The sequence below is a fragment of the Cupriavidus sp. DF5525 genome (assembly GCF_040149425.2).
GTDB lineage: Bacteria > Pseudomonadota > Gammaproteobacteria > Burkholderiales > Burkholderiaceae > Cupriavidus > Cupriavidus pickettii_A.
In genome coordinates, this window is sequence record NZ_CP168265.1 from 3,541,936 (window position 1) to 3,560,964 (window position 19,029).

Genomic DNA, 19,029 nt, shown 5'->3' on the forward strand with positions numbered 1-19,029 from the left:
GGCTGGCTGGCAGGTTGCCAGCTCAGCCCGCCAGCGCCACCGCCGGTTCGTCACCGGCCGCCGGCCCGGCCGGTGCGAACGGCACCGGCGGCGCCAGGTGGTAGCCCTGCGCCAGGTCCACGCCCAGCTCCCGCAGCCGCTCCAGCATCGCCTCGCTCTCAACGAATTCCGCAATAGTCTTCTTGCCCATCGCATGGCCGATGCGCTGGATCACCTCCACCATCACCAGGTTGACCGGATCAGCCAGCATCTCGCGCACAAAGCTGCCGTCGATCTTCAGGTAGGCCGCCGGCAGGTGCTTCAGGTAGGTGAATGACGACATGCCGGCACCAAAGTCGTCCAGCGCGAAGCTGCAGCCCAGCTGCTGCAGCTGCTGGATAAACGATCCCGCCTGCGCCAGGTTGGCGATGGCCGCGGTCTCCGTGATCTCGAAGCAGATCCCGTCCAGCGCGATACCGAAGCGCTGCGCCTGCTCGCGCACGAACTCGGGAAAATGGAAATCCGCCAGCGACGAGCCGGACAGGTTGATCGCACAAGTGGCAATGGCCTCCTCGCCATCGCTGCCCTGCCGCCCCGCCAGCGTGGCAAACGCGGTCTCCACCACCCAGCGGTCGATCATCGGCATCAGGTTGTAGCGCTCGCAGGCCGGCACGAATGCCATTGGCGGCACCAGCCGGCCGCGCTCGTCCACCAGGCGCAGCAGCAGCTCAATGTGGCGGCCGGCCTCTGCAGCGCCCGCGCCGGTCTGCACCGGCACGATCTCCTGCGCGAACAGACAGAAGCGCCCCGCCGCCAGCGCCGCATGCACGCGGCTGACCCACTCCATCTCGCCGTGGCGCGCCTGCACCACGCTGTCCAGCGGATGGTAGACCTGCACGCGGTTGCGGCCGCCCTCCTTGGCCACGTAGCAGGCCGCGTCGGCCGCGCTCAGGGCCTCGGCGACGCTGCCGGTCTGGCGGTCCAGCGTGACCAGGCCGATGCTGACGCCCAGCGCGAAGGTGCGCTGGCGATGGGCAAAGCGGAAGCACGCAATCGCGCAGCGCAGCGCCTCGGCCACGCGCTCGCCATCGGTCCCGGCGCAATGCTCCAGCAGGATGCCGAACTCGTCGCCGCCCAGCCGGGCCAGCGTATCGCTCTTGCGCAACTGGCTGCCCATGACTTCCGCCATTTGCCGGATCAGCTCGTCGCCGGCGGCATGCCCGCAGGTATCGTTGACCACCTTGAACTGGTCCAGGTCCAGGTACATCAGCGTATGGGGGGTGCCTTGCGATCGCGCGCGCGCGATCGCCGCGCCCACGCGGCGCTCGAACTCGGCGCGGCTGACCAGCCCCGTCAGCGCATCGTGGCTGGCCTCGTACGCCAGCCGCGCGGCGTGCGCGCGTTCCTGGCTGACATCGTGCAGCACTACCACCACGCCGATGGCCTGCGCGCCGCGGTCGCGGATCAGCGCCACCGAAGGCTTTACCGCCACCACCGGCCCGTGCTGCCCGGACGCCGCGCGCTGCACCAGCTGCGCCGACTGGCCGTGCCAGCGCTCCCTGAGCGCCAGCGTGACGATATCGGGCAGCGGCGCGTGGCTGTCTTCGTCGCGCAGCACGCAGACCTGGGCCAGCGGCAGGCCGCGGGCATCGGCTTCGCCCCAGCCGGTCAGCGCTTCGGCCGCCGGGTTGAGCGACTGCACGCGCCCCCACACATCGGTTGTCACCACGGCGTCGCCGATGGCCTGCAGCGTGACCTGGGCGCGCTCCTTCTCGGCAAAGAGCTGCGTCTCGTAGCGCTTGTTGTCGGAGATATCCGTCAGCGATCCTGCCATGCGGGCACGCCGCCGCGCCGGCCCGCGCACCAGCCTGCCACGTGCGCGCACCCACAGGTAATGGCCGGCGCGCGTGCGCAGCCGGAACTCGGCGTCATAGGGCTCGCCGCTGCGCAGGTGGCGCGTGAGCTTGTCCTCGAAGGCGACCAGGTCGGACGGATGCAGCAGCCCCAGCACCGTCTCGCGCGCATGCGGCAGCTGGTCGGCCTGGTAGCCCAGCATCTGCGCGCAGCGCGGCGAGAAGTACAGCTCGCCGCGGCCCAGGTGCCAGTCCCATAGCCCGTCGTTGCTGCCCTCTACCGCCAGCTGCAGCTGCTCCTCGCGCTGCGCCAGTGCCTCGCGCAGCTGGCGCTCGCGCCGCAGCGGCCCATGTGACAGCAAGATCGCCGACATCAGCAGCAGGGTCGCCATCACCGCGCTGCCGGTCGTGAACAGCCGTGTCACCCGGCGCGAGGCCTGGCCGAGGTGTTCGGAGAAGGCACGCTCCAGCGGCGTCAGCCTGGCATCAATCCGGGCGATATTGCGCAGCACCGGCGCCACGCATTCGTCGCCGCATCCCGGCTGCTCAACGAGATGGCGCAACGCCAGCGCCTGCTCGTGCAAGGCAAAGATTTCCTGGTCGCCCGCCGCCCACACGCGGATCGCGGCATCGACCTCCTGGATATTGCGGAAATTGCGATAGAGCCGGACCATCCGCGGAATGTCTTCCAGGTGGTTGCCGCCGGCGAGCAACCCCTCGCGCACGAGCTCCAGGTCAGGCTCGGCGCGGTCCAGTTCCAGGCGCGCGCGATGGTCGCCGAGCGGGATGGCGATGGCCGCCAGGTAAGAGGCAAAGTCTTCGGGGTTGCGGTCCTCGCCATAGCGCAGCAGGTGCAGCACGGCGTTCTTCTGTCCCTTGGACCACTGGCTCTCCCCAGCCACGAACGCGCGCGCGGCCGATAGCAGGTCCAGGCTGGCGATGCTGAACAAGGCCAGCGCGACGACAACCGGAACGAACGGCCAGATGATGCGCAGCACGTGCCCACTGGCCGGCAAGGAAAGGCCTGCTCGCCGCATAGGGACTGGTTGGGAGTCGTTGGGGGCCGTGCCTTGCCGGCCCCTCTGTAGTACCGTGGCCGACACAGCCGCGGTTGTCCCATTGTCCTGTGCGTCCGCCCCTAAGTCTCTACCTCGAACAAGTTAAAGCGGCTGCACGCCAATGCAAAAAGGGCCTGTGACTTGCGCCACAGGCCCTTCGTAATACTGGTGGGTCGTGCGTGACTCGAACACGCGACCAACGGATTAAAAGTCCGAATCAACTGTATGTAAACACAGTGCAGAATCAAGGCGTTGCAATGAAATCAAGGACTTAGCGACGCTCAGAATACTGTATATAAAGACAGTAAAGCAGGCTGGAAGGCAGAAAAATCCCACTCGATTACCGGCCGTCAGCTTGGCCGAACCGTGATCACGTAGAATGCAACCCTTTTCAGCAAGCGCCACATTAGACGTGATGCCAGAACAACAACGACAGCGGCCGTTCATCTCCATCGTGGCGCCCTTCTACAACGAGTCCGAGGCGCTGGGTCGATTCTTCGAGGTCATGGGCCCGGTGCTGGCCGGTGTCGAGTGCCGCGGCTACGAGATCGTTTGCGTCAACGACGGCAGCCGGGACGACAGCCTGGCAAAGCTGATAGCCGTCAGCAACATGGATACCCATGTCCGCGTGGTCGACCTGTCGCGCAACTTCGGCAAGGAGGCGGCGCTGACCGCAGGCATCGACGCGGCGCGCGGTGACGTGGTTATCCCGATCGATTCGGACCTGCAAGATCCGCCCGGGCTGATCGAGGTGATGCTGGAGGAATGGGCCAAGGGCGCGGACGTGGTGCTGGCCAAGCGGGCAGATCGCTCATCGGATGGCTACCTGAAGCGGCGCACCGCGGAACTGTTCTACCGGGTGCACAACCACCTGTCCGACATCGACATCCCGGAGAACGTGGGCGATTACCGGCTGATGGATCGCACGGTGGTCGACGCACTGAAGCAACTGCCGGAGCGCCGCAGGTTCATGAAGGGCCTGTTCGCCTGGGTGGGGTTCAACACGGTCACGGTTGAGTACGTGCGCGAGGCGCGGGTAGCCGGCCAGTCGAAGTTCTCCGGCTGGAAGCTCTGGAACTTCGCCATCGAGGGCATTACCAGCTTCAGCACGGCGCCGCTGCGGGTCACCACCTACGTCGGGTTGGTGATCTCCCTTGCGGCCTTCGCCTTCGCCCTTTACATCATCCTGCGCACGCTGATCCACGGCGTCGACTGGCCGGGCTATAGCTCCCTGATCGTGGTGATCCTGTTCATGGGCGGCGTGCAACTGATCAGCATCGGCCTGGTGGGCGAGTACGTGGGCCGCATCTACATGGAATCGAAGCAGCGCCCGATCTATATCGTCCGGCGCGTCTACGAGCGCAAGCAGGATGCTTAGGAAGATCCTGCGGTTCGGCCTCAGCGGCGGCGCGGCGACGGCAACCCATCTCCTGGTCGCGTGGTTGGTCTTCACGCTGGTCATTCAGCGGGCAGATGTCGCCAATGCCGCGGCCTTCGTCGTGGCAAATATCGTCTCCTACGTGCTGCACACGCTGTGGAGTTTTTCGAGCCGGATGGGCGCGCGCCAGCTCGTGCGCTTCCTCGGCGTGTCTGCCGTGGGGCTGGGGCTGTCGACCCTGATACCAGCGATGGTCGGCCATGATCGGCTGTGGCTGGGAACCCTCGCCGTCACCCTCATCGTGCCGCCGGTCACCTTCGTGCTGCACAACTCCTGGACCTATCGGCAAGAACAATGAAAGCGCCTGGTCGCAACGAATACATTCTGGTTGCTGCGCTTGCCTTCGTGGCCGTCAGCACCGCGCTCTACAACACCTACTCGCTCGACTACTTCGGCGTCCACTTTGCCGGGGACCGGTTCGGCATGCTGGTGCTGGGAGAAATCTCAAGTGGGCGCTATACGAACGTAGCGTTCCTGCGGCTGTTCCAGTGGATCAGGCTGGACCTGCAGGACTGGTATCCACTCTTTGTGGCGGCCACCGGCGTGAGCGCCGGGCTGTTCCTGTGGGAGCTTTGCCAGCGGTACCTGCGGCTGAATGCCGGCATATGGGCGTTCGGCGCCGCGGCTGCGGCCTTCCTGTTCTCCGGCCCGATGCTGGACCTGCTGTCGTTCCGGGAGGTCATCCACCATCCGCTGCTGGTTTTCCTCGTCGGCTACGCATACCTGCGCGCGCACGAGATCCCGAATCGGTGGCTTCGTGCCATCACCCAAGGCGCTGCAGCGATCCTGATGTTTGGCACCTACCAGCCGGCCGCCGTGATGCTGTTCGTGCTGGCCGTCCTGAAGGCGATGCTCGATGCGGAGGATGATCTGCCGGTGTGGCGGGAATTCCTGACGACATGCGTCATGCTGCTGGCCTCTGCCGCGCTGTACATGGTCCTGAAGGGCGGGATCGAGCGGGCGTTCCATCTCGATGTCACCCGCGCGATGATGGACTTCCACAACGGCGGATCGGTGAAGGCTCGTGTCGTGGCGCACACCAAGGCGCTGTGGGCGCTGTACAACCCGGCCGGCACCACCTACAGGTGGTCGCACGTCAATCTCGCCCTGCTGGCTGCAATGGCGTGGCTGGCATGGCACGCACGGAATCTGGCGGGGGCGTTCTTCGTGGCGCTGATGGTCGGCGTGTCGCAAAGCCCGATGAATGCCCTGCTGGTGGACTACTGGCCGTCGCTGCGGAGCTCGTTCTATATCGGGCTGATCCCGCCCGTGGTCGCGCTCTACTTCATGAAGCACAGCAACAGGAGGCTGCCTGTCTACGCGCTGGCGCTGCTGTGGGCGTTTGCCTCGGCATCAACACTGCTGGCGATGCACAAGGTGCGCGAGCAGGATGCATTGCTGGCGCGGGAAATCGCCGCCGCAGTGCGGGGAACCGGAGAGCCGGTGAAGGCGATGCGCATGCCTGCGGATTGGAACCTGATCATCAAGGACTACTATCCCGGCCGGGACAATGCGCCGATGGACATGGGCGCCCCGGCCCTCTATGCGCCCTGGACGGCGGCGCCATTCCTGCGCCACGAAACAGGGCTGGTGCTGAGCTATGCCGGGCGCATCGAATGCGCCGCACCTGGGCCCGCGCCGCGCGTTCGAGTGACAGTTGAGGACGGGGTGGCGAACGTCTGCTACCGGTGATTCAGCGAGTCGTAAGACCACTCGCAGGCTTGGCCGGCGATGTGGGCCCGGTCGGCATACTCAGCAAGTTCTCCCGCTCTCTGGTCAAGCCGGCTGAACATGAGGGCAAGCACATCGAGGGGGTCGCCGGCTGCCTGGCCTCCGATTGCAGGGGCGGGATTGTCGGCACGCCGGCTTGCGGCGACAAGTTCCGCGACCCGCTCGCGCAGCGCTGAGCAACACCATTGGCAGCGCGAGCATCAGCCCGCGCAGATTCGGGAGGCCCTCATTGGCCCCATGTATCCCTCCTGGCAAGAGATCACAGCCTCCATGCAAAGGAGGGCTCAGGAGAGCCAACGCCTCCATAACGAGCGCTGGGCGGCGCGGGTCGCACTCATTGATGACGCCGGGATGCAGATGCAAGACATGTGGGATCGGCCGGCAAGGCAAGAAATCCCACACCCCATAACGACACAAGGGATAGCAGTTGCCCGCTATCCCTTGCTGGTATTGGTGGGTCGTGCGTGACTCGAACACGCGACCAACGGATTAAAAGTCCGCTGCTCTACCGACTGAGCTAACGACCCCAAAAAACAGAACGGCGATTATAGTGACACGATTCCCGATGTGTCAAGCGCACGGCAGCTCAGGCCATGCGCTCCAGCCGCCATATCTGGTAGCGGAACGCCAGCACCGCTCCCGACAGGATACCCCCCAACGCGATAAAGGAGCCGATCGCCAGCGTCGACACGCCCGACAGCCCCTGCCCCACCGTGCACCCCAGCGCAGTCACGCCGCCGGCCCCCATCAGGATGCCGCCGACCATATGGTTGGCGACGTCCTCCGCATTGCCGAAACCTTCCCAGCGGAAAGTGCGCGTGGCCAGCGCATAAACCGCCGCACCGGCGATCACGCCGAACACGCTGACAATGCCGATAGTCAGCACCTTGCTCTTGTCGCTGAACATCATCAGCCAGTCAAGCGTATAGGCATACGGCGCGACGAAGCTCAGGCTTTCCATGCGGCCGCTGTTGGTCGACACAAACAGTTCTTCGAGCGTGTTCGGGTCTTCCGACACGTAGCCGAGATGGCCCGACACGTACCACATCGCCACGATGATCAGGCCGACGCCGATGCCGCCGAGAAGGTTATCGAACGAGCGGAAGCCACGGCCCGCCAGCGCCCACAGCACCAGCACGCCGCCCAGCAGCAGGCCCAGGCCGAGTTGCAGCGCGCCGCGCGCGAGCCCGGTGCCCTGCGCCAGCACCGACGGCAGGTCCTGCGTGGTCGGCAGCGTTACCGCGACAGCATCAACGGTGTTCACACGCACCACGCCAAACAGTCCGCGCAGCGTCATATAGGCCGACAGCCCCAGGAACACGAACACCACCAGCGACTTCAGGTTGCCCGCGCCGATGCGCACCAGCGTCTTGCTGCCGCACCCCGACGCCAGCACCATGCCGAAGCCGAACATCAGCCCGCCGGCCAGCGCCGACAGCCAGCCCAGCTTGCTGGCGGTGTAGATGGTCTTGGTCGGGTCGACCGCGCCCATCCACGCCAGCACGCCGGTGCCGATCATGGCCACGCCGATCGCCAGGCCCCACATGCGCATGCGGGTCCAGTCGCCCATGTTGACCACGTCGGAGACCGCGCCCATGGTGCAGAAGTGCGTGCGCTGCAGCACGGCGCCGAACAGGAAGGTCAGGACGAAAGTGCTCAGCAGCACGGTGCGCGAGAGCGCGGCGAGGTCGATATCGGGCATGTGTGGGGGGCAGAACGGCGGCGGGTGATGAGGCGGTCTGGGTGCTCAGGCGGCGCCCTGGTAACGCGTGGGATCGGGCACGCCGGCGGCCTCGAAGCCGGCCCGCCGGATGCGGCATGAATCGCACACGCCGCAGGCACGGCCGTCGTCGTCGGCCTGGTAGCACGACACCGTCAGGCTGTAGTCCACGCCCAGGCCGATGCCGGCGCGGATGATCTCGGCCTTGGTCAGGTCGATGATGGGCGCGTGCACGCGAAAGCGGTCGCCCTCGACCCCGGCCTTGGTGGCGAGGTTGGCCAGGATCTCGTAGGCGGCGACGTATTCCGGGCGGCAGTCCGGGTAGCCGGAGTAGTCGACCGCATTGGCGCCGAAAAACAGGTCGCGCCCGCCGACGGCCTCGGCCCAGCCAAGCGCCAGCGACAGCATGATGGTGTTGCGCGCCGGTACGTAGGTGACGGGGATGCCGGTGGAAGCGCCGTCGGTCGGCACCTCCAGCGTATCGTCGGTCAGCGCCGAGCCGCCGAAGCGGCGCAGGTCCAGGTCGATGATCTCATGGCGGGTGGCGCCCAGGGCCGCGGCCACGCGCCTGGCGGCTTCCAGTTCGGACGAATGACGCTGGCCATAGCGCATCGACAGCGCATAGGTCTCGAAGCCCTGGGCGCGGGCCATGGCGAGTACGGTGGCGGAGTCGAGTCCGCCGGAAAGCAGGACGATGGCGCGTTTGGTCATGATGGGGGGCGCGCGCCGAATCAGGCGCGCAAAACGTTCAGGCGAATCGCATATTCTAGCGCGAGCCAAGAAAAAGGCCCGCCGGAGCGGTAATGCCGTTCAGTTAAGTCTGAACGGCATTTTTCTTTGCAGGGGTTGTAAACAAGGTGTCGAGCTGTTAACTTGCCGTTCCGATGCTATCGGAACAAGTCCACGCCACCCTTGAGCTTAGTGAGCCGGCCAGTTTTGCCCGGCTCAGCGAGCATCTGCCGATGGCTTGGATTGAGCAGGCGCTGGCAGCCACAGGAACAGCGTCCGTTCGCCGGCGTCGACTGCCAGCAGAGCAGGTGGTCTGGCTGGTCATCGCGCTGGCGCTCTATCGGCACCAATCGATTCCCGATGTGCTGGAGACGCTGGATCTGGCACTGCCCAACGATGCCAACGCCTGTGTCAGCAAGAGCGGGATTGCCCAAGCCCGCGAGCGGCTTGGAGACAAGCCTTCTATGAGGGCAAGGATGTCAACCCCCGTTCAGTATTGGATTTCATGTAGTTGTCATGTCGGGCTCGATATGTCTTTCCTTGCAAGCCATTAGCTTTCCTTCGCGGGAACTGACGCGGCGGGCGAAGCCGGAGGTCGGGGTGCTCAATGACGGGCTGTTGCCCGGCTACCTTCTATCCGTGCCGGCGCGGAGCCGGGCACCACATACCACATGCGCAAAGCGCTGGGACCACCCCTGTTACCTGCGCGCCCCATCTCTAACGACGGCTACCCGCGGGGGGGAGTAGCCCGGCTTGTCTACGGGCGCGCTGACCTGGCTATCGTTACCGCGTTGCTGTCCACACTTAGGTCGGCATCACGTCGCTACTGGTTTGAGGCTTGCGCCGGGGGGAATCTCGCCGTACTCGAGATAGCGCCACAGGGCAATGGCCAATCGACGGGCAAGTGCGACGATACCGACGCGCCGCATGCGCTTGCTGCCTGGGGCGAAGCGCTCATTGAACCATTGCGTGAGCTGACTCGTTGGCTGGTGGCGTCGCCAGCTCCATGCCAGTTCAATCATCAGCCAGCGCGCTCGTTTGTTGCCGGCCTTACTGATGCCTTGCTCGACCTCACTTTCGCCACTGCTGTAGGGCGTCGGCGCCAGTCCCAGGCAACCTGCGACTTCGCGCCGATTGTGAAAGCGCCGCCAGCCAAACAGTTCCTTGACCAGGAGCCAGGAGCTGCCCATGCCGATACCGCTGAGCCGCGCGAGCAGCGCGATGGCTGGCTGCGTGCTGCTGAGCTTCACCGCCTTGTGCTGCTGGGCTTCGATTGTCTTGATTTGCGCTTTCACCAGCGCCAGTCGCACGACTTCACGCTCGATCTCGGCACGCAAGCCAGGGGGAAGTTGTGAACCATGATCGCTCCACCACTGCTGCCAGGACCGGTCACCGATGTGGGCGACCCGCAGGTTGTGCAATACCAGCAGCGAACGAACACGGTTGCTGTGGGCCGTACGTTCCTGTTTGAGCCGACCGAGCTCGCGGTGCAAACGCCGTTCATCTTCCTGCTCTTCAGTTGGTACCCGTGCGACTGCCCACACCCGCCGCTCGCCGGCGTGGTAGCGCATCAACATGGAGAGCAGCTTGTCGCCGTCGAGCCGGTCGGTCTTGGCACGCCGGGCACGACGGTTGACTTCGATGCTTGCCGAATCCACCACTAGGTTATGGATTCCTTGCTCGGCCAACCAGCGGTGCAGCCAGAAGCCGTCGCGCCCAGCTTCGTAGCAACTGCGCACCGGTGCTTGCGGCGCCAGGCCGAAGCGTGCCTTGGCTTTGGTGATCACTTGCAGGACTGCATTCAGATCGCCAGCCACCAGGGTATGCCGGCTCGGTCCGTGCACGCTGTCCCCGAACGACAGCTTCCAAGTGTTCTCACCCAGTTCGAAAGCCATGTACAGCCAGCCGGTGATTGGCGTATTCTGCCCATGAAGGGCTGTGTCAGGCGCGTCCATTTGCGTGTCTCCTTTCGAGAAACGAGAGTGCGAATCTTCGTTTTACTCCAGGAGTTGCCTCCGCGGCCCCTTCATAGGCAGTATGACTTCCCGTGCTGCAGAGGCTGGCCCGCCGCGAGGAATCAAACGCGGGTTAGCATTGCTGCCAGAGCCGCACGGTGCGGACAGGGCCGCACCCGGCGATTTCCAGCGCGGAGGCCAGCATGGAAAACGATAGCACGTTGTATGTAGGGCTGGACGTTCACAAGGACTCAATCACGGTCGCCTACGCACTCGGCACGGGCGAGGTCGAACTGCTTGGCAAGATCGGTACCTCGAAGGCCGATATCGATCGCCTGTGCAAACGCCTGCAGTCTAAAGCGCGGCGGATCCGAATCGTCTACGAGGCAGGCCCATGCGGATATGGCCTTTACAGACAGCTTGCAGGGAAGGGATTCGAGTGCATGGTATGCGCGCCGTCGCTAATCCCGAAGAAACCCGGCGAGCGCGTCAAGACCGATCGGCGCGATGCGGTCAAGCTCGTGCGTTCGTTGCGTGCAGGGGACCTGTCGGCGGTGTACGTGCCCAGCATCGAGGACGAAGCATTCCGTGATCTGGCACGCGCGTGGGTCAGCGCCAAAGACGATCTGAAGCGCGCCCGGCAACGGCTGAAGGCCTTTCTGCTTTCGCACGGTGTGCGCTACAGCGGCCGAGCCGACTGGGGGGCGGCGCACCGGCGCTGGATCAGTGCCTTTGCCTTCGACACTGCGTGGCAGCAACTTGCCTTTAACGAATATCGACGTACGATCGAGGATCGCCTCGAGCAATGCAGCCGTCTCGAAGCCGCCTTGCGCGAAGCGGTGGTCAACTGGCACTTCTATCCAGCCGTATTAGGCTTGCAAGCCATGCGCGGGGTGCAGTTCACCACCGCTGTGGGCTTGATCGCGGAATTGGGCGATCTCTCGCGCTTTGAGCATCCGCGCCAACTGATGGCTTGGCTCGGTGTTACACCATCCGAACACTCCTCGGGTGATAAGCGCCGTCAGGGCAGTATCACCAAGACCGGCAACAGCTACGCAAGGAAGCTGCTCGTCGAGGCTGCCTGGAGCTACCGGCACCCGGCCCGCGTGAGCCCCGATATCCAACGTCGGCACGAAGGCATTCCGAAGGTCATCATCGATCGCGCCTGGGACGCGCAGTTGCGGCTATGCCGCCGCTATCGCAAACTGGCGGCGCGCGGCAAGAACCACAACATTGCGGTGGTCGCGGTGGCGCGCGAACTGAGCGCGTTCATCTGGGACATCAGCCAACTGGCCATGTCGTTGGCCATACCGCGAGAGGCGTACGCGGTATAACACAGCGCTTCGGCCAACCACCACAACCCACTGGAGGAGTTTCCTGAAGGCGGCGTAGCCCGGCATCCCGAGTAACCCGCGAAGATACTACGCAAGGAATGTCATCCGATTTGCGACCATAGGTAGCGGCCAGGCTCATTGGACGGACCTCTGTAATGCGGTAGCCAACCCGCGAATATCAGTGTGATCCACCGTCGACTCTTACTGCTACGTCGCCCTCAGGAAATTCAGATCAAATGCTCACAAACTAGAAACCAATCCCCCATTGACACGGGAAGTCATATCAGTATCTCTGTTGTGGCTGTTCGAGCAGACCGCGCGGGCGTGGGTGGCTCAGGATGCTGCGCACTACAAATGGAAGGGCTTGGCGCTTTACGCCATGGATGGGACCACCTTCCGCACCGCCGATAGCCCTGAGAATCGCCTCCACTTTGGCGCGCAGAGCTACGCCAGCGGCAAGGTCGCCAGCTATCCACAAGTCCGCGGGGTCTCGCTCACGGCTGTTCCCACCCATCTTGTTGCCGATATCGCCTTTGGCTGTTACGGGCGCAACGAGATGCTCTATGCCAAGGAGCTCATTGAGCGGATCCCGGATCATTCGTTGACGATCTTTGACAAGGGCTTTCTGGCCGCAGAGATCCTGTGGGGCTTGCGCATGGGCGGCAGCGAGCGCCACTTCCTGATCCCCGCCAAGAAGAATCTGCAGTGGGAGCTGCTCTCAGGCAACGAGGGCGATGGCATCGTCCAGATGAAGGTCTCGCCTCAGGCTCGCCGCAAGAATCCTGCCTTGCCAGAGACTTGGACAGCTCGCGCGATCCGGGACGAGGACTCAGACCGCGTCCTGTTGACCTCGTTGACAGACCGTCGGCGCTTCAAGGCAGCCGACATCATTGGGTGCTACAAGCGCCGTTGGGAAATAGAAACCAGCTATCGGGAACTGAAGCAGACGATGCTCGGGGCCGAACTGACCTTGCGCAGCCGCCAGCCTGAGGGCGTGTATCAGGAAATCTGGGGGGCACTGATTGCGTACAACCTGGTGCGTCTGGAGATGGCCAAGGCTGCGCTCGAGGCCCGCGCCGAGCCCACCGACCTGAGCTTTGTGCTGGCCTTGCGCCTGATACAGGGCGAGTTGATCTGGGCAGCCGGCATGGCCCCAGGCAAGCTGCCGGCCCATCTGCAGCGCATGCGCGCCAAACTTCAGTTGGCGATCGTCCAAAAACGACGGGGGCGTAAGTGCCCCCGTGTAGTCAAAGCCCTGCCTAAGCGCTACTCCGTCCGGTTCCTCAGAAAGGACCTTAACTGAACGGCATTACCGCCGGAGCGGGCCTTGCGGACAGCCAGCGGCAAGCCGCCGTCGCCAGTTACTTCAGCGTCTTCAGCCGGTTGCTCGCCGCCTGCGCGCCTTCGGTGCCCGGATACTTGGCCACCACCTGCTCCAGCGTCTTGCGCGCGGCCGCCTTCTGGCCGGACTCGAGCTGGTTGTTGGCGACCGCGATCATCGCATCCGGCACCTTGGGGTGCGTCGGATTGTTATTGATCATGGTCTGCAGCACCGAGGTGGACCCCTTGTAGTCGCGCTGCGCGTAGAGCGAGTTGCCGAGCCAGTACTGCGCCAGCGGCAGGTACGGGCTCTGCGGGTACTTCTTGACGAAGGCCGAGAACGAATTCCCGGCGCTTTTGAAGTCGCCCGCCTGGAACTGCTTGAGCGCGGCATCGTATTCGGGCTTTTCGCCCGGCTGCGCCACGCCTTCGCGGCCTTCGACCGTGACCTGCTGCGGCTCGAATTTCTTCAGGCGCGCATCCAGGTCGGCGTAGTAATCCTTCTGCTGCTTCTGCAGCGCGTCCACCGTGTTCTGCAGCACTTCGTTCTGGCCGCGCAGCCGCGCCACTTCCTGGCGCAGGCCCTCGAGCTGGTTCTGCATGTCGAGCGTGGTGCGGCTGTTCTGCTCGATGCGCTGGGTCGCGGTCGCCTGGAAACCGTTGAACTGGTCGCGCAAGGTGATGACCGCTTTGCGCGCCTCGTCATCGTCGAACACTCCGGCATGCACCTGCGTGAGCGGCAGCATGCCGCCGCCGGCGACGGCGGCGAGCCACAACAGGGTGGAAACGCGTGCTTTCATGGATGGCAATCCGCAGATCAGTAGTTGATGTCCGCGCGGCGGTTTTCAGCCCACGAGGCTTCATCATGGCCGGTGGCCTTGGGCTTTTCCTTGCCCAGGCTGACGGCTTCCATCTGGCCGTCGGGCACGCCCATCGAGCCAAGCGAGCGGCGCACGGCTTCAGCGCGCTTCTGGCCCAGCGCCAGGTTGTACTCGCTGGTGCCACGCTCGTCGGTGTTGCCCTGGATCAGGATCTTGCGGCCCTTGTTGGAACCCAGGTACTTGGCGTGCTCGGTCAGCATGCCCTGGTAGTCAGACTTGACGGAGTAGCTGTCGAAGTCAAAGTACACGCTGCGCTTGGCCAACGGGCTGTTCGGGTCGTTCAGCGGGTCGGCGGCCGTCACCGGGGTGACCGCGCGCGGATCCGTACCGACGCCGCCCTTGCCGGCGCCGGCATTGGCGGTGTCGTCCAGCTTGACGCCGGAGCTGCAGGCGCCCAAGGCCAGCAGTGCGGCAACGGCAAGGGTTTTGCTCATCAGTTGGGGCATGGTGAATGACTCCTGTTATTGCATGAAAGGACCCCAGGACGGCTCGCGAACATCGCCGGACTGGAGGGACAGAACCTGCCGGGTACGCCCGTCAGTGGAAACCGCCGCCAGGACCGCGCGACCGCCCACGCGGGTGGCATAGAGGATGTACTTGCCGTTGGCGGCGAAGCTCGGGGCCTCGTCGTTGGCCGTATCGGTCAGCGACGTCACGTCGCCGTTGCTCAGGTCCTGCAGTTGCAGCTTGAAGCCACCCGCGCGCGAGATGTACGCCAGGTACTTGCCGTCCGGCGAGATGCGCGGGCTTACGTTGTAGCTGCCCTTGAAGGTGACACGCTGCGCCCCGCCGCTTTCCTCGCCGCCGGCGGGCATACGGTAGACCTGCGGCGCGCCGCCGCGGTCGCTGGTGAAGTAGATGCTCTTGCCGTCGGGCGAGTACTGCGGCTCGGTGTCGATGGCGCTGCTGCGGGACAGGCGGCGGATGCCGGAGCCGTCCGCGTTGACCTGGTAGACCTGGGTATTGCCGTCGCGCGACAGCGCCAGTGCCAGGTGCTGGCCGTCAGGCGACCACGACGGCGCGCTGTTGTTGCCCTTCTGGTTCGACACCAGCGTGCGCTTGCCGGTAGCCAGGTCGTGCACGTACACCACGGGCTTCTTGGCCTCGAACGAGACATAGGCCACGCGGCGGCCGTCCGGGGACCACGACGGCGAGATGATCGGCTCGTTGCTGGTCAGCGCCACCTGCGAGTTCTGGCCATCGGAGTCGGAGATCAGCAGCTGGTAGCGGCCACCCACGCGCGACACGTAGGACAGGCGCGTGGCAAACACGCCGCGCTCGCCCAGCAGCTTTTCGTAGATGTAGTCGGCGATCTTGTGCGCGGTCACGCGCAGCTGGCCCTGGTTGACGGTGAAGGCCAGCCCGCCCAGGCTCTGGCCCTTGACGGTGTCGTACAGGCGGAAGCGCACTTCGTACTGGCCGCCACCGGCCGGGGTTACGCTGCCGGCGACGAAGGCGTCGGCGCCGCGCGACTTCCAACTGCCGAGGTCGACGTTGGCGGATTCCGCCACCGTGGCGCCGCCGGGATCGACATTGCGCAGGCGGCCGCTGCGCGCCAGATCCGCGCGGATGATGGCGGTCAGGTTCTGCGGGGCCTGGGCTTCGCCCTGGAAGTTGGCGGTGGCGACGGGGATCTGGCTGGAGCCGACGCCGGAGATCTCAACATTCAGCTGCGCGTGCGCGGCGCCTGCCGCCATCGTCAGCGCCGCAGCCAGCCACGCCATCAGCGCGCGGCGGCCCGCCAGGGGACTGGCGGAAATTGCGGGTAGGGTTGCGGGTTGAGTTGCGTTGTGCCGCCTCGCGGACAGCCAGTTGGGGGCCCAAAGCTTTCGCATGCTGCTCCTCAGTCGATTTCAAGATTCGTCGGGCACGGCAGGCATCGGCAACACGGGCAGGTCGGGCGCTGCGCATGGCGCACTCCCGTTCTGCGTGCGCGTTGCACACTGCCGGCTGCGTCAGGCAACCTGCCATGGTAGCGATGGGACCGGACCCCGGCGATGATGGTTGCATTATGTTGCAAATCATGACGCCCGGGTCACTCAGTCCTTCGGCCGGAAGGTGATGGTAAAGCTGCCTGGCGCCTTGCCATCCTCGTCGCGCGGCAGCGGGTCGGAACGCTCGACCGCGCGCAGCACGGCGTTGTCCCAGTCCGAATTGCCGCTGGACTTGGACAGGCGCGCCGACATCAGCGAGCCATCCGGCGCCAGCCGCACCGACACCACCGCGGTCGGGTTGCCCTGCACGTCTTCGGTGAAGACGATGTTCGGTTTCACGCGGCGGCGCACGCGGTCGGCATAGCCCGGCGACGCCTTGCCGCCGCCACCGGCGCCCGCGCCGGCCGAACTGCCGACTCCGCCACCGCCCGCGCTCGAGCCGCTGGCCAGCGCCTGCAGGCGCGCCAGTTCGCTCTGGCGCTGCGCATTGGCCGCGGCCTCGCGCTTGGCCTTGGCGTCGGCATCCGCCTTGGCCTTGGCCTTGGCCTCGGCCTCATTCTTCGCCTTCGCGTCCGCCTGGGCCTTGGCCTTGGCGTCCGCTTCCTTGCGTTCGGTTTCCTTGCGCTCGGCCAGTTCCTTGCGCTGCTGCTCCTGCTGCGCAGCCTTCTTCTTCGCGTCGTCCTTGCGCTGCGCTTCCTTGCGCTCGGCCTCGCGCCGCTCGTCTTCCTTGCGGGCGGCTTCCTTGCGCTCGGCCTCCTTGCGCTCCGCTTCCTTGCGGGCGGCTGCTTCCTTGCGCTCGGCCTCTTCACGCGCAGCCGCTTCGGCTCGGCGCTTCTGGCGCTCGAGCGCGATGTCGGCGTCTTCCTCGACCTTGCTCTTCACCTGGGGCGGCGGCGGCACCGGGCGAGGCTGCACCACCGGCTCAGGCTCGGGCGGCGGCGGCGGCGCTGTGGCAGCGGGGATTTCTTCCCATAGCTCGGCCTCGGCGCCGACCGGCGTGCTGCTCTGCCAGCGCACGCCGTAATACAGCACGATGCCCAGCAGCAGGTGCATGACGAGCGCGAACAGGAAGGAACGCAGGGTTCCTCGCTCCTTGACCGGCTGGTAGGGATAGGCGGCGACGGTATTCATCGGGCGCAACGGCAATCGCAATGGCAATCAGATAGGCGCTTCAATGCGTCAGGAGGTCTTGGACTTGACCATCAGGCCGACGCGCTTGATGCCGTCGGCCTTCAGGATCGACATCACGTCGAGCACCGCCTCGTACTTGACCGAGCGGTCGGCGGCAATCACCACCGGCTGGTCGGGATTCTCGTTCTGGCGCTGGTGCACGAAGTCGAGCAGGCCCTGCTTGTCGACCTTGCGCTCGAAGGCATTGCCGGCGTTGTCCTTGCCGCGCGCGGTGAGCTGGCCGCTCTCGTGCACGGTGACCACGATCGGCGGCGCCTTCTGCTGCGGCGTGGCGTTGGCCACGGTGGGCAGGTCCACGGTGGCAGGACTCACGATCGGCGCCGCCACCATGAAGATGACCAGCAGCACGAGCATGACGTCGATATATGGCACGACATTGATGTCGGCGCTTGCCCGGCGGCGCGAGCCGCCGCGGCGCTGAATGGCTGCCATTGCAGGACTCCTGGAAACACCGGTCCGGGCTTGCGCCCGGACCGTTTGTATTAGATTCGGTTAGCGGGCCTGGCGTTGCAGGATGTTCAGGAACTCTTCCATGAAGCTCTCGAACCGGATCGCCAGGCGGTCGATCTCCGTGGCGTAGCGGTTATAGGCGATCACCGCCGGGATGGCCGCGAACAGGCCGATGGCCGTGGCTACCAGCGCTTCGGCGATGCCGGGGGCCACCGAGGCGAGCGTCGCCTGCTGCACATTCGACAGACCACGGAACGCGTTCATGATCCCCCACACCGTGCCGAACAGGCCGATATACGGGCTGACCGAGCCGACCGACGCCAGGAACGGCAGGTGCGACTCGAGCACGTCCATCTCGCGCTGGTAGGCTGCGCGCATGGCGCGACGGGCCGCGTCGAGCAGCGCGCCGGCTTCGTTGCCGCGCTCGCGTGCCTTCAGGAACTCGCCCATGCCGGATTCGAAGATCCGTTCCAGCGCGCCGGTGTTGTGGCGGTTGTTGACAGCACTGTTATATAGCGCCTGCAGGTCGCCGCCGGCCCAGAAGTCGCGCTCGAACCCCTCGGTCTGGGTTCGCGCCGAGCGCACCGCCAGGTGCTTGCGGAAGATATAGGTCCACGAAAACAGCGACATGACGAGCAACAGCACCATGACGGCCTGTGCCAGCAGGCTGGCGTGGAGCACCAGCGTAATGATCGACATGTCTTGTGTGACGGTCACGGGATTCATCGGGCGGACTTGATGGTAGCTAGGACGGGGGCGGGAATCGGGGCGGGACGGAAAGTGCTTCGATCGACACATCCAACGCGAATGGCGCCGGTGGCCAGCAACAGCTCGGCGCGCCAGGCTTCCTGGGTGAACTGGACCGAGGCCGGTCCGACCCGGTCGATGCGCGTGCGGATATCGAGCTGGTCGTCCAGCCGGGCGGGCGCATTGTAGTCCACCGCAGTGCTGCGGACGATAAACACCACGCCCGCCTCGTCGGCGAGCGCCTGCTGTTCGATGCCGAGCGAGCGCAGCCACTCGGTGCGGGCTCGTTCGAAGAACTTCAGATAGTTTGCGTAGAACACTACGCCGCCCGCGTCGGTGTCTTCCCAGTACACCCGCAGGGTCCAGACAAAGTTTGTCATGGCCGCGATTGTAACGGAGAGCGCCGGCGCTTCGTGTAAACCCGCACGACTAGTTTGCAACAGCAAGTTGCTGGCCAGCCCTTGCCAGGGCTTGGCTGGCGGGCCGACGGCTTGCGGCGGGCGCACTCTCCGCGCTACACTGCGCGCAACCATTCCATCTTGCGCGACTGGCGATGTCAGTGGGCACTACCACGAGGAAGCGCAAGTTCTCTGGCGTGAAGTTCAGACGCCTGCCGCTCGCCTGGGCAGCGAATGGGAAGCAGGGTGCGCCCTGTAGCGACGGTCTTATATAGAACCGCCGGTACCGGACGCCATCAGCCTTCCCCGCG

Annotated in this window: 16 protein-coding genes, 1 tRNA gene, 2 pseudogenes and 1 riboswitch; of the genes and pseudogenes, 6 read left to right on the forward strand and 13 right to left on the reverse strand. The window is 65.2% G+C overall.

Annotation, left to right across the window (positions count from 1 at the left end):
- Positions 1–22: 22 nt before the first annotated feature.
- The gene (locus tag ABNX08_RS16505) at positions 23–2,848 is read right to left on the reverse strand and encodes an EAL domain-containing protein (RefSeq protein WP_374063613.1); all 2,826 of its coding nucleotides are present in this window, start codon (positions 2,846–2,848) and stop codon (positions 23–25) included.
- 457 nt (positions 2,849–3,305) lie between these two features.
- On the opposite strand from ABNX08_RS16505, the gene ABNX08_RS16510 reads away from it, so the two are divergent.
- Genes ABNX08_RS16510 through ABNX08_RS16520 form a run of 3 tightly spaced genes read left to right on the forward strand, consistent with a single transcriptional unit; the run spans position 3,306 to position 6,020 of the window.
- The gene (locus tag ABNX08_RS16510; protein ID WP_349606601.1) at positions 3,306–4,268 is read left to right on the forward strand and encodes a glycosyltransferase family 2 protein; all 963 of its coding nucleotides are present in this window, start codon (positions 3,306–3,308) and stop codon (positions 4,266–4,268) included.
- Positions 4,261–4,626 carry a GtrA family protein gene (locus ABNX08_RS16515; protein ID WP_349606603.1) on the forward strand — a complete coding sequence of 122 codons (366 nt, stop codon included), beginning with the start codon at positions 4,261–4,263 and terminating at the stop codon, positions 4,624–4,626. The genes ABNX08_RS16510 and ABNX08_RS16515 overlap by 8 nt, the downstream gene beginning before the upstream one ends.
- Positions 4,623–6,020 (forward strand): hypothetical protein, encoded by a 1,398-nt coding sequence (locus tag ABNX08_RS16520; RefSeq protein ID WP_349606605.1) that lies wholly within the window; start codon positions 4,623–4,625, stop codon positions 6,018–6,020. Before ABNX08_RS16515 ends, ABNX08_RS16520 begins: the two co-directional genes overlap by 4 nt.
- Here ABNX08_RS16520 and ABNX08_RS16525 read toward each other — a convergent pair.
- The 4 genes from ABNX08_RS16525 to queC all read right to left on the reverse strand — a co-directional run bounded on the left by ABNX08_RS16525 (position 6,011) and on the right by queC (position 8,490).
- Positions 6,011–6,229 carry a DUF2514 family protein gene (locus ABNX08_RS16525; RefSeq protein ID WP_349606614.1) on the reverse strand — a complete coding sequence of 73 codons (219 nt, stop codon included), beginning with the start codon at positions 6,227–6,229 and terminating at the stop codon, positions 6,011–6,013. The genes ABNX08_RS16520 and ABNX08_RS16525 overlap by 10 nt on opposite strands.
- A 281-nt stretch (positions 6,230–6,510) precedes the next feature.
- Positions 6,511–6,586: transfer RNA gene (locus tag ABNX08_RS16530), tRNA-Lys, on the reverse strand.
- Positions 6,587–6,645: 59 nt separating this feature from the next.
- The gene (locus ABNX08_RS16535) at positions 6,646–7,761 is read right to left on the reverse strand and encodes a YeeE/YedE family protein (protein WP_349606606.1); all 1,116 of its coding nucleotides are present in this window, start codon (positions 7,759–7,761) and stop codon (positions 6,646–6,648) included.
- Between the two features lie 45 nt (positions 7,762–7,806).
- Positions 7,807–8,490, reverse strand: a complete 684-nt coding sequence (gene queC, locus ABNX08_RS16540) for a 7-cyano-7-deazaguanine synthase QueC (RefSeq protein ID WP_349606608.1) — start codon at positions 8,488–8,490, stop codon at positions 7,807–7,809.
- Between the two features lie 173 nt (positions 8,491–8,663).
- Here queC and ABNX08_RS16545 point away from each other — a divergent pair.
- Positions 8,664–8,969 (forward strand): annotated as a pseudogene (locus tag ABNX08_RS16545) (transposase domain-containing protein); the annotation flags it as partial.
- A 354-nt stretch (positions 8,970–9,323) separates the two neighbouring features.
- On the opposite strand, the gene ABNX08_RS16550 reads toward ABNX08_RS16545, so the two are convergent.
- Positions 9,324–10,463 (reverse strand): IS110 family transposase, encoded by a 1,140-nt coding sequence (locus ABNX08_RS16550; RefSeq protein ID WP_374063614.1) that lies wholly within the window; start codon positions 10,461–10,463, stop codon positions 9,324–9,326.
- Between the two features lie 203 nt (positions 10,464–10,666).
- Here ABNX08_RS16550 and ABNX08_RS16555 point away from each other — a divergent pair, with 203 nt between their 5' ends.
- Entirely contained in the window at positions 10,667–11,797 is a 1,131-nt protein-coding gene (locus ABNX08_RS16555) for an IS110 family transposase (RefSeq protein WP_349609889.1), read from the forward strand.
- Between the two features lie 292 nt (positions 11,798–12,089).
- Positions 12,090–13,100: pseudogene (locus ABNX08_RS16560) on the forward strand (IS4 family transposase); the annotation flags it as partial.
- Between the two features lie 58 nt (positions 13,101–13,158).
- On the opposite strand, the gene ybgF reads toward ABNX08_RS16560, so the two are convergent.
- From ybgF to ybgC, 7 genes are all read right to left on the reverse strand, one after another.
- Positions 13,159–13,917, reverse strand: coding sequence for a tol-pal system protein YbgF (gene ybgF, locus ABNX08_RS16565; protein ID WP_022536199.1), 759 nt, complete (start codon positions 13,915–13,917; stop codon positions 13,159–13,161).
- Positions 13,918–13,934: 17 nt separating this feature from the next.
- Positions 13,935–14,444 carry a peptidoglycan-associated lipoprotein Pal gene (gene pal / locus ABNX08_RS16570; RefSeq protein ID WP_022536200.1) on the reverse strand — a complete coding sequence of 170 codons (510 nt, stop codon included), beginning with the start codon at positions 14,442–14,444 and terminating at the stop codon, positions 13,935–13,937.
- 15 nt (positions 14,445–14,459) lie between these two features.
- Complete coding sequence (tolB, locus tag ABNX08_RS16575) at positions 14,460–15,833, reverse strand: Tol-Pal system beta propeller repeat protein TolB (protein ID WP_349607128.1); 1,374 nt, start codon at positions 15,831–15,833, stop codon at positions 14,460–14,462.
- 204 nt (positions 15,834–16,037) lie between these two features.
- Positions 16,038–17,063 carry a cell envelope integrity protein TolA gene (tolA, locus tag ABNX08_RS16580; RefSeq protein ID WP_349607127.1) on the reverse strand — a complete coding sequence of 342 codons (1,026 nt, stop codon included), beginning with the start codon at positions 17,061–17,063 and terminating at the stop codon, positions 16,038–16,040.
- Between the two features lie 48 nt (positions 17,064–17,111).
- The gene (gene tolR, locus ABNX08_RS16585) at positions 17,112–17,555 is read right to left on the reverse strand and encodes a protein TolR (RefSeq protein ID WP_349607126.1); all 444 of its coding nucleotides are present in this window, start codon (positions 17,553–17,555) and stop codon (positions 17,112–17,114) included.
- Positions 17,556–17,615: 60 nt separating this feature from the next.
- A complete protein-coding gene (tolQ, locus tag ABNX08_RS16590; RefSeq protein WP_022536204.1) occupies positions 17,616–18,299 on the reverse strand; it encodes a protein TolQ in 684 nt (227 codons plus the stop codon).
- Positions 18,296–18,700 carry a tol-pal system-associated acyl-CoA thioesterase gene (gene ybgC, locus ABNX08_RS16595; protein ID WP_041681124.1) on the reverse strand — a complete coding sequence of 135 codons (405 nt, stop codon included), beginning with the start codon at positions 18,698–18,700 and terminating at the stop codon, positions 18,296–18,298. The genes tolQ and ybgC overlap by 4 nt, the downstream gene beginning before the upstream one ends.
- A gap of 153 nt (positions 18,701–18,853) precedes the next feature.
- A riboswitch (ZMP/ZTP riboswitch) is annotated at positions 18,854–18,954 on the forward strand.
- Positions 18,955–19,029 lie beyond the last annotated feature (75 nt).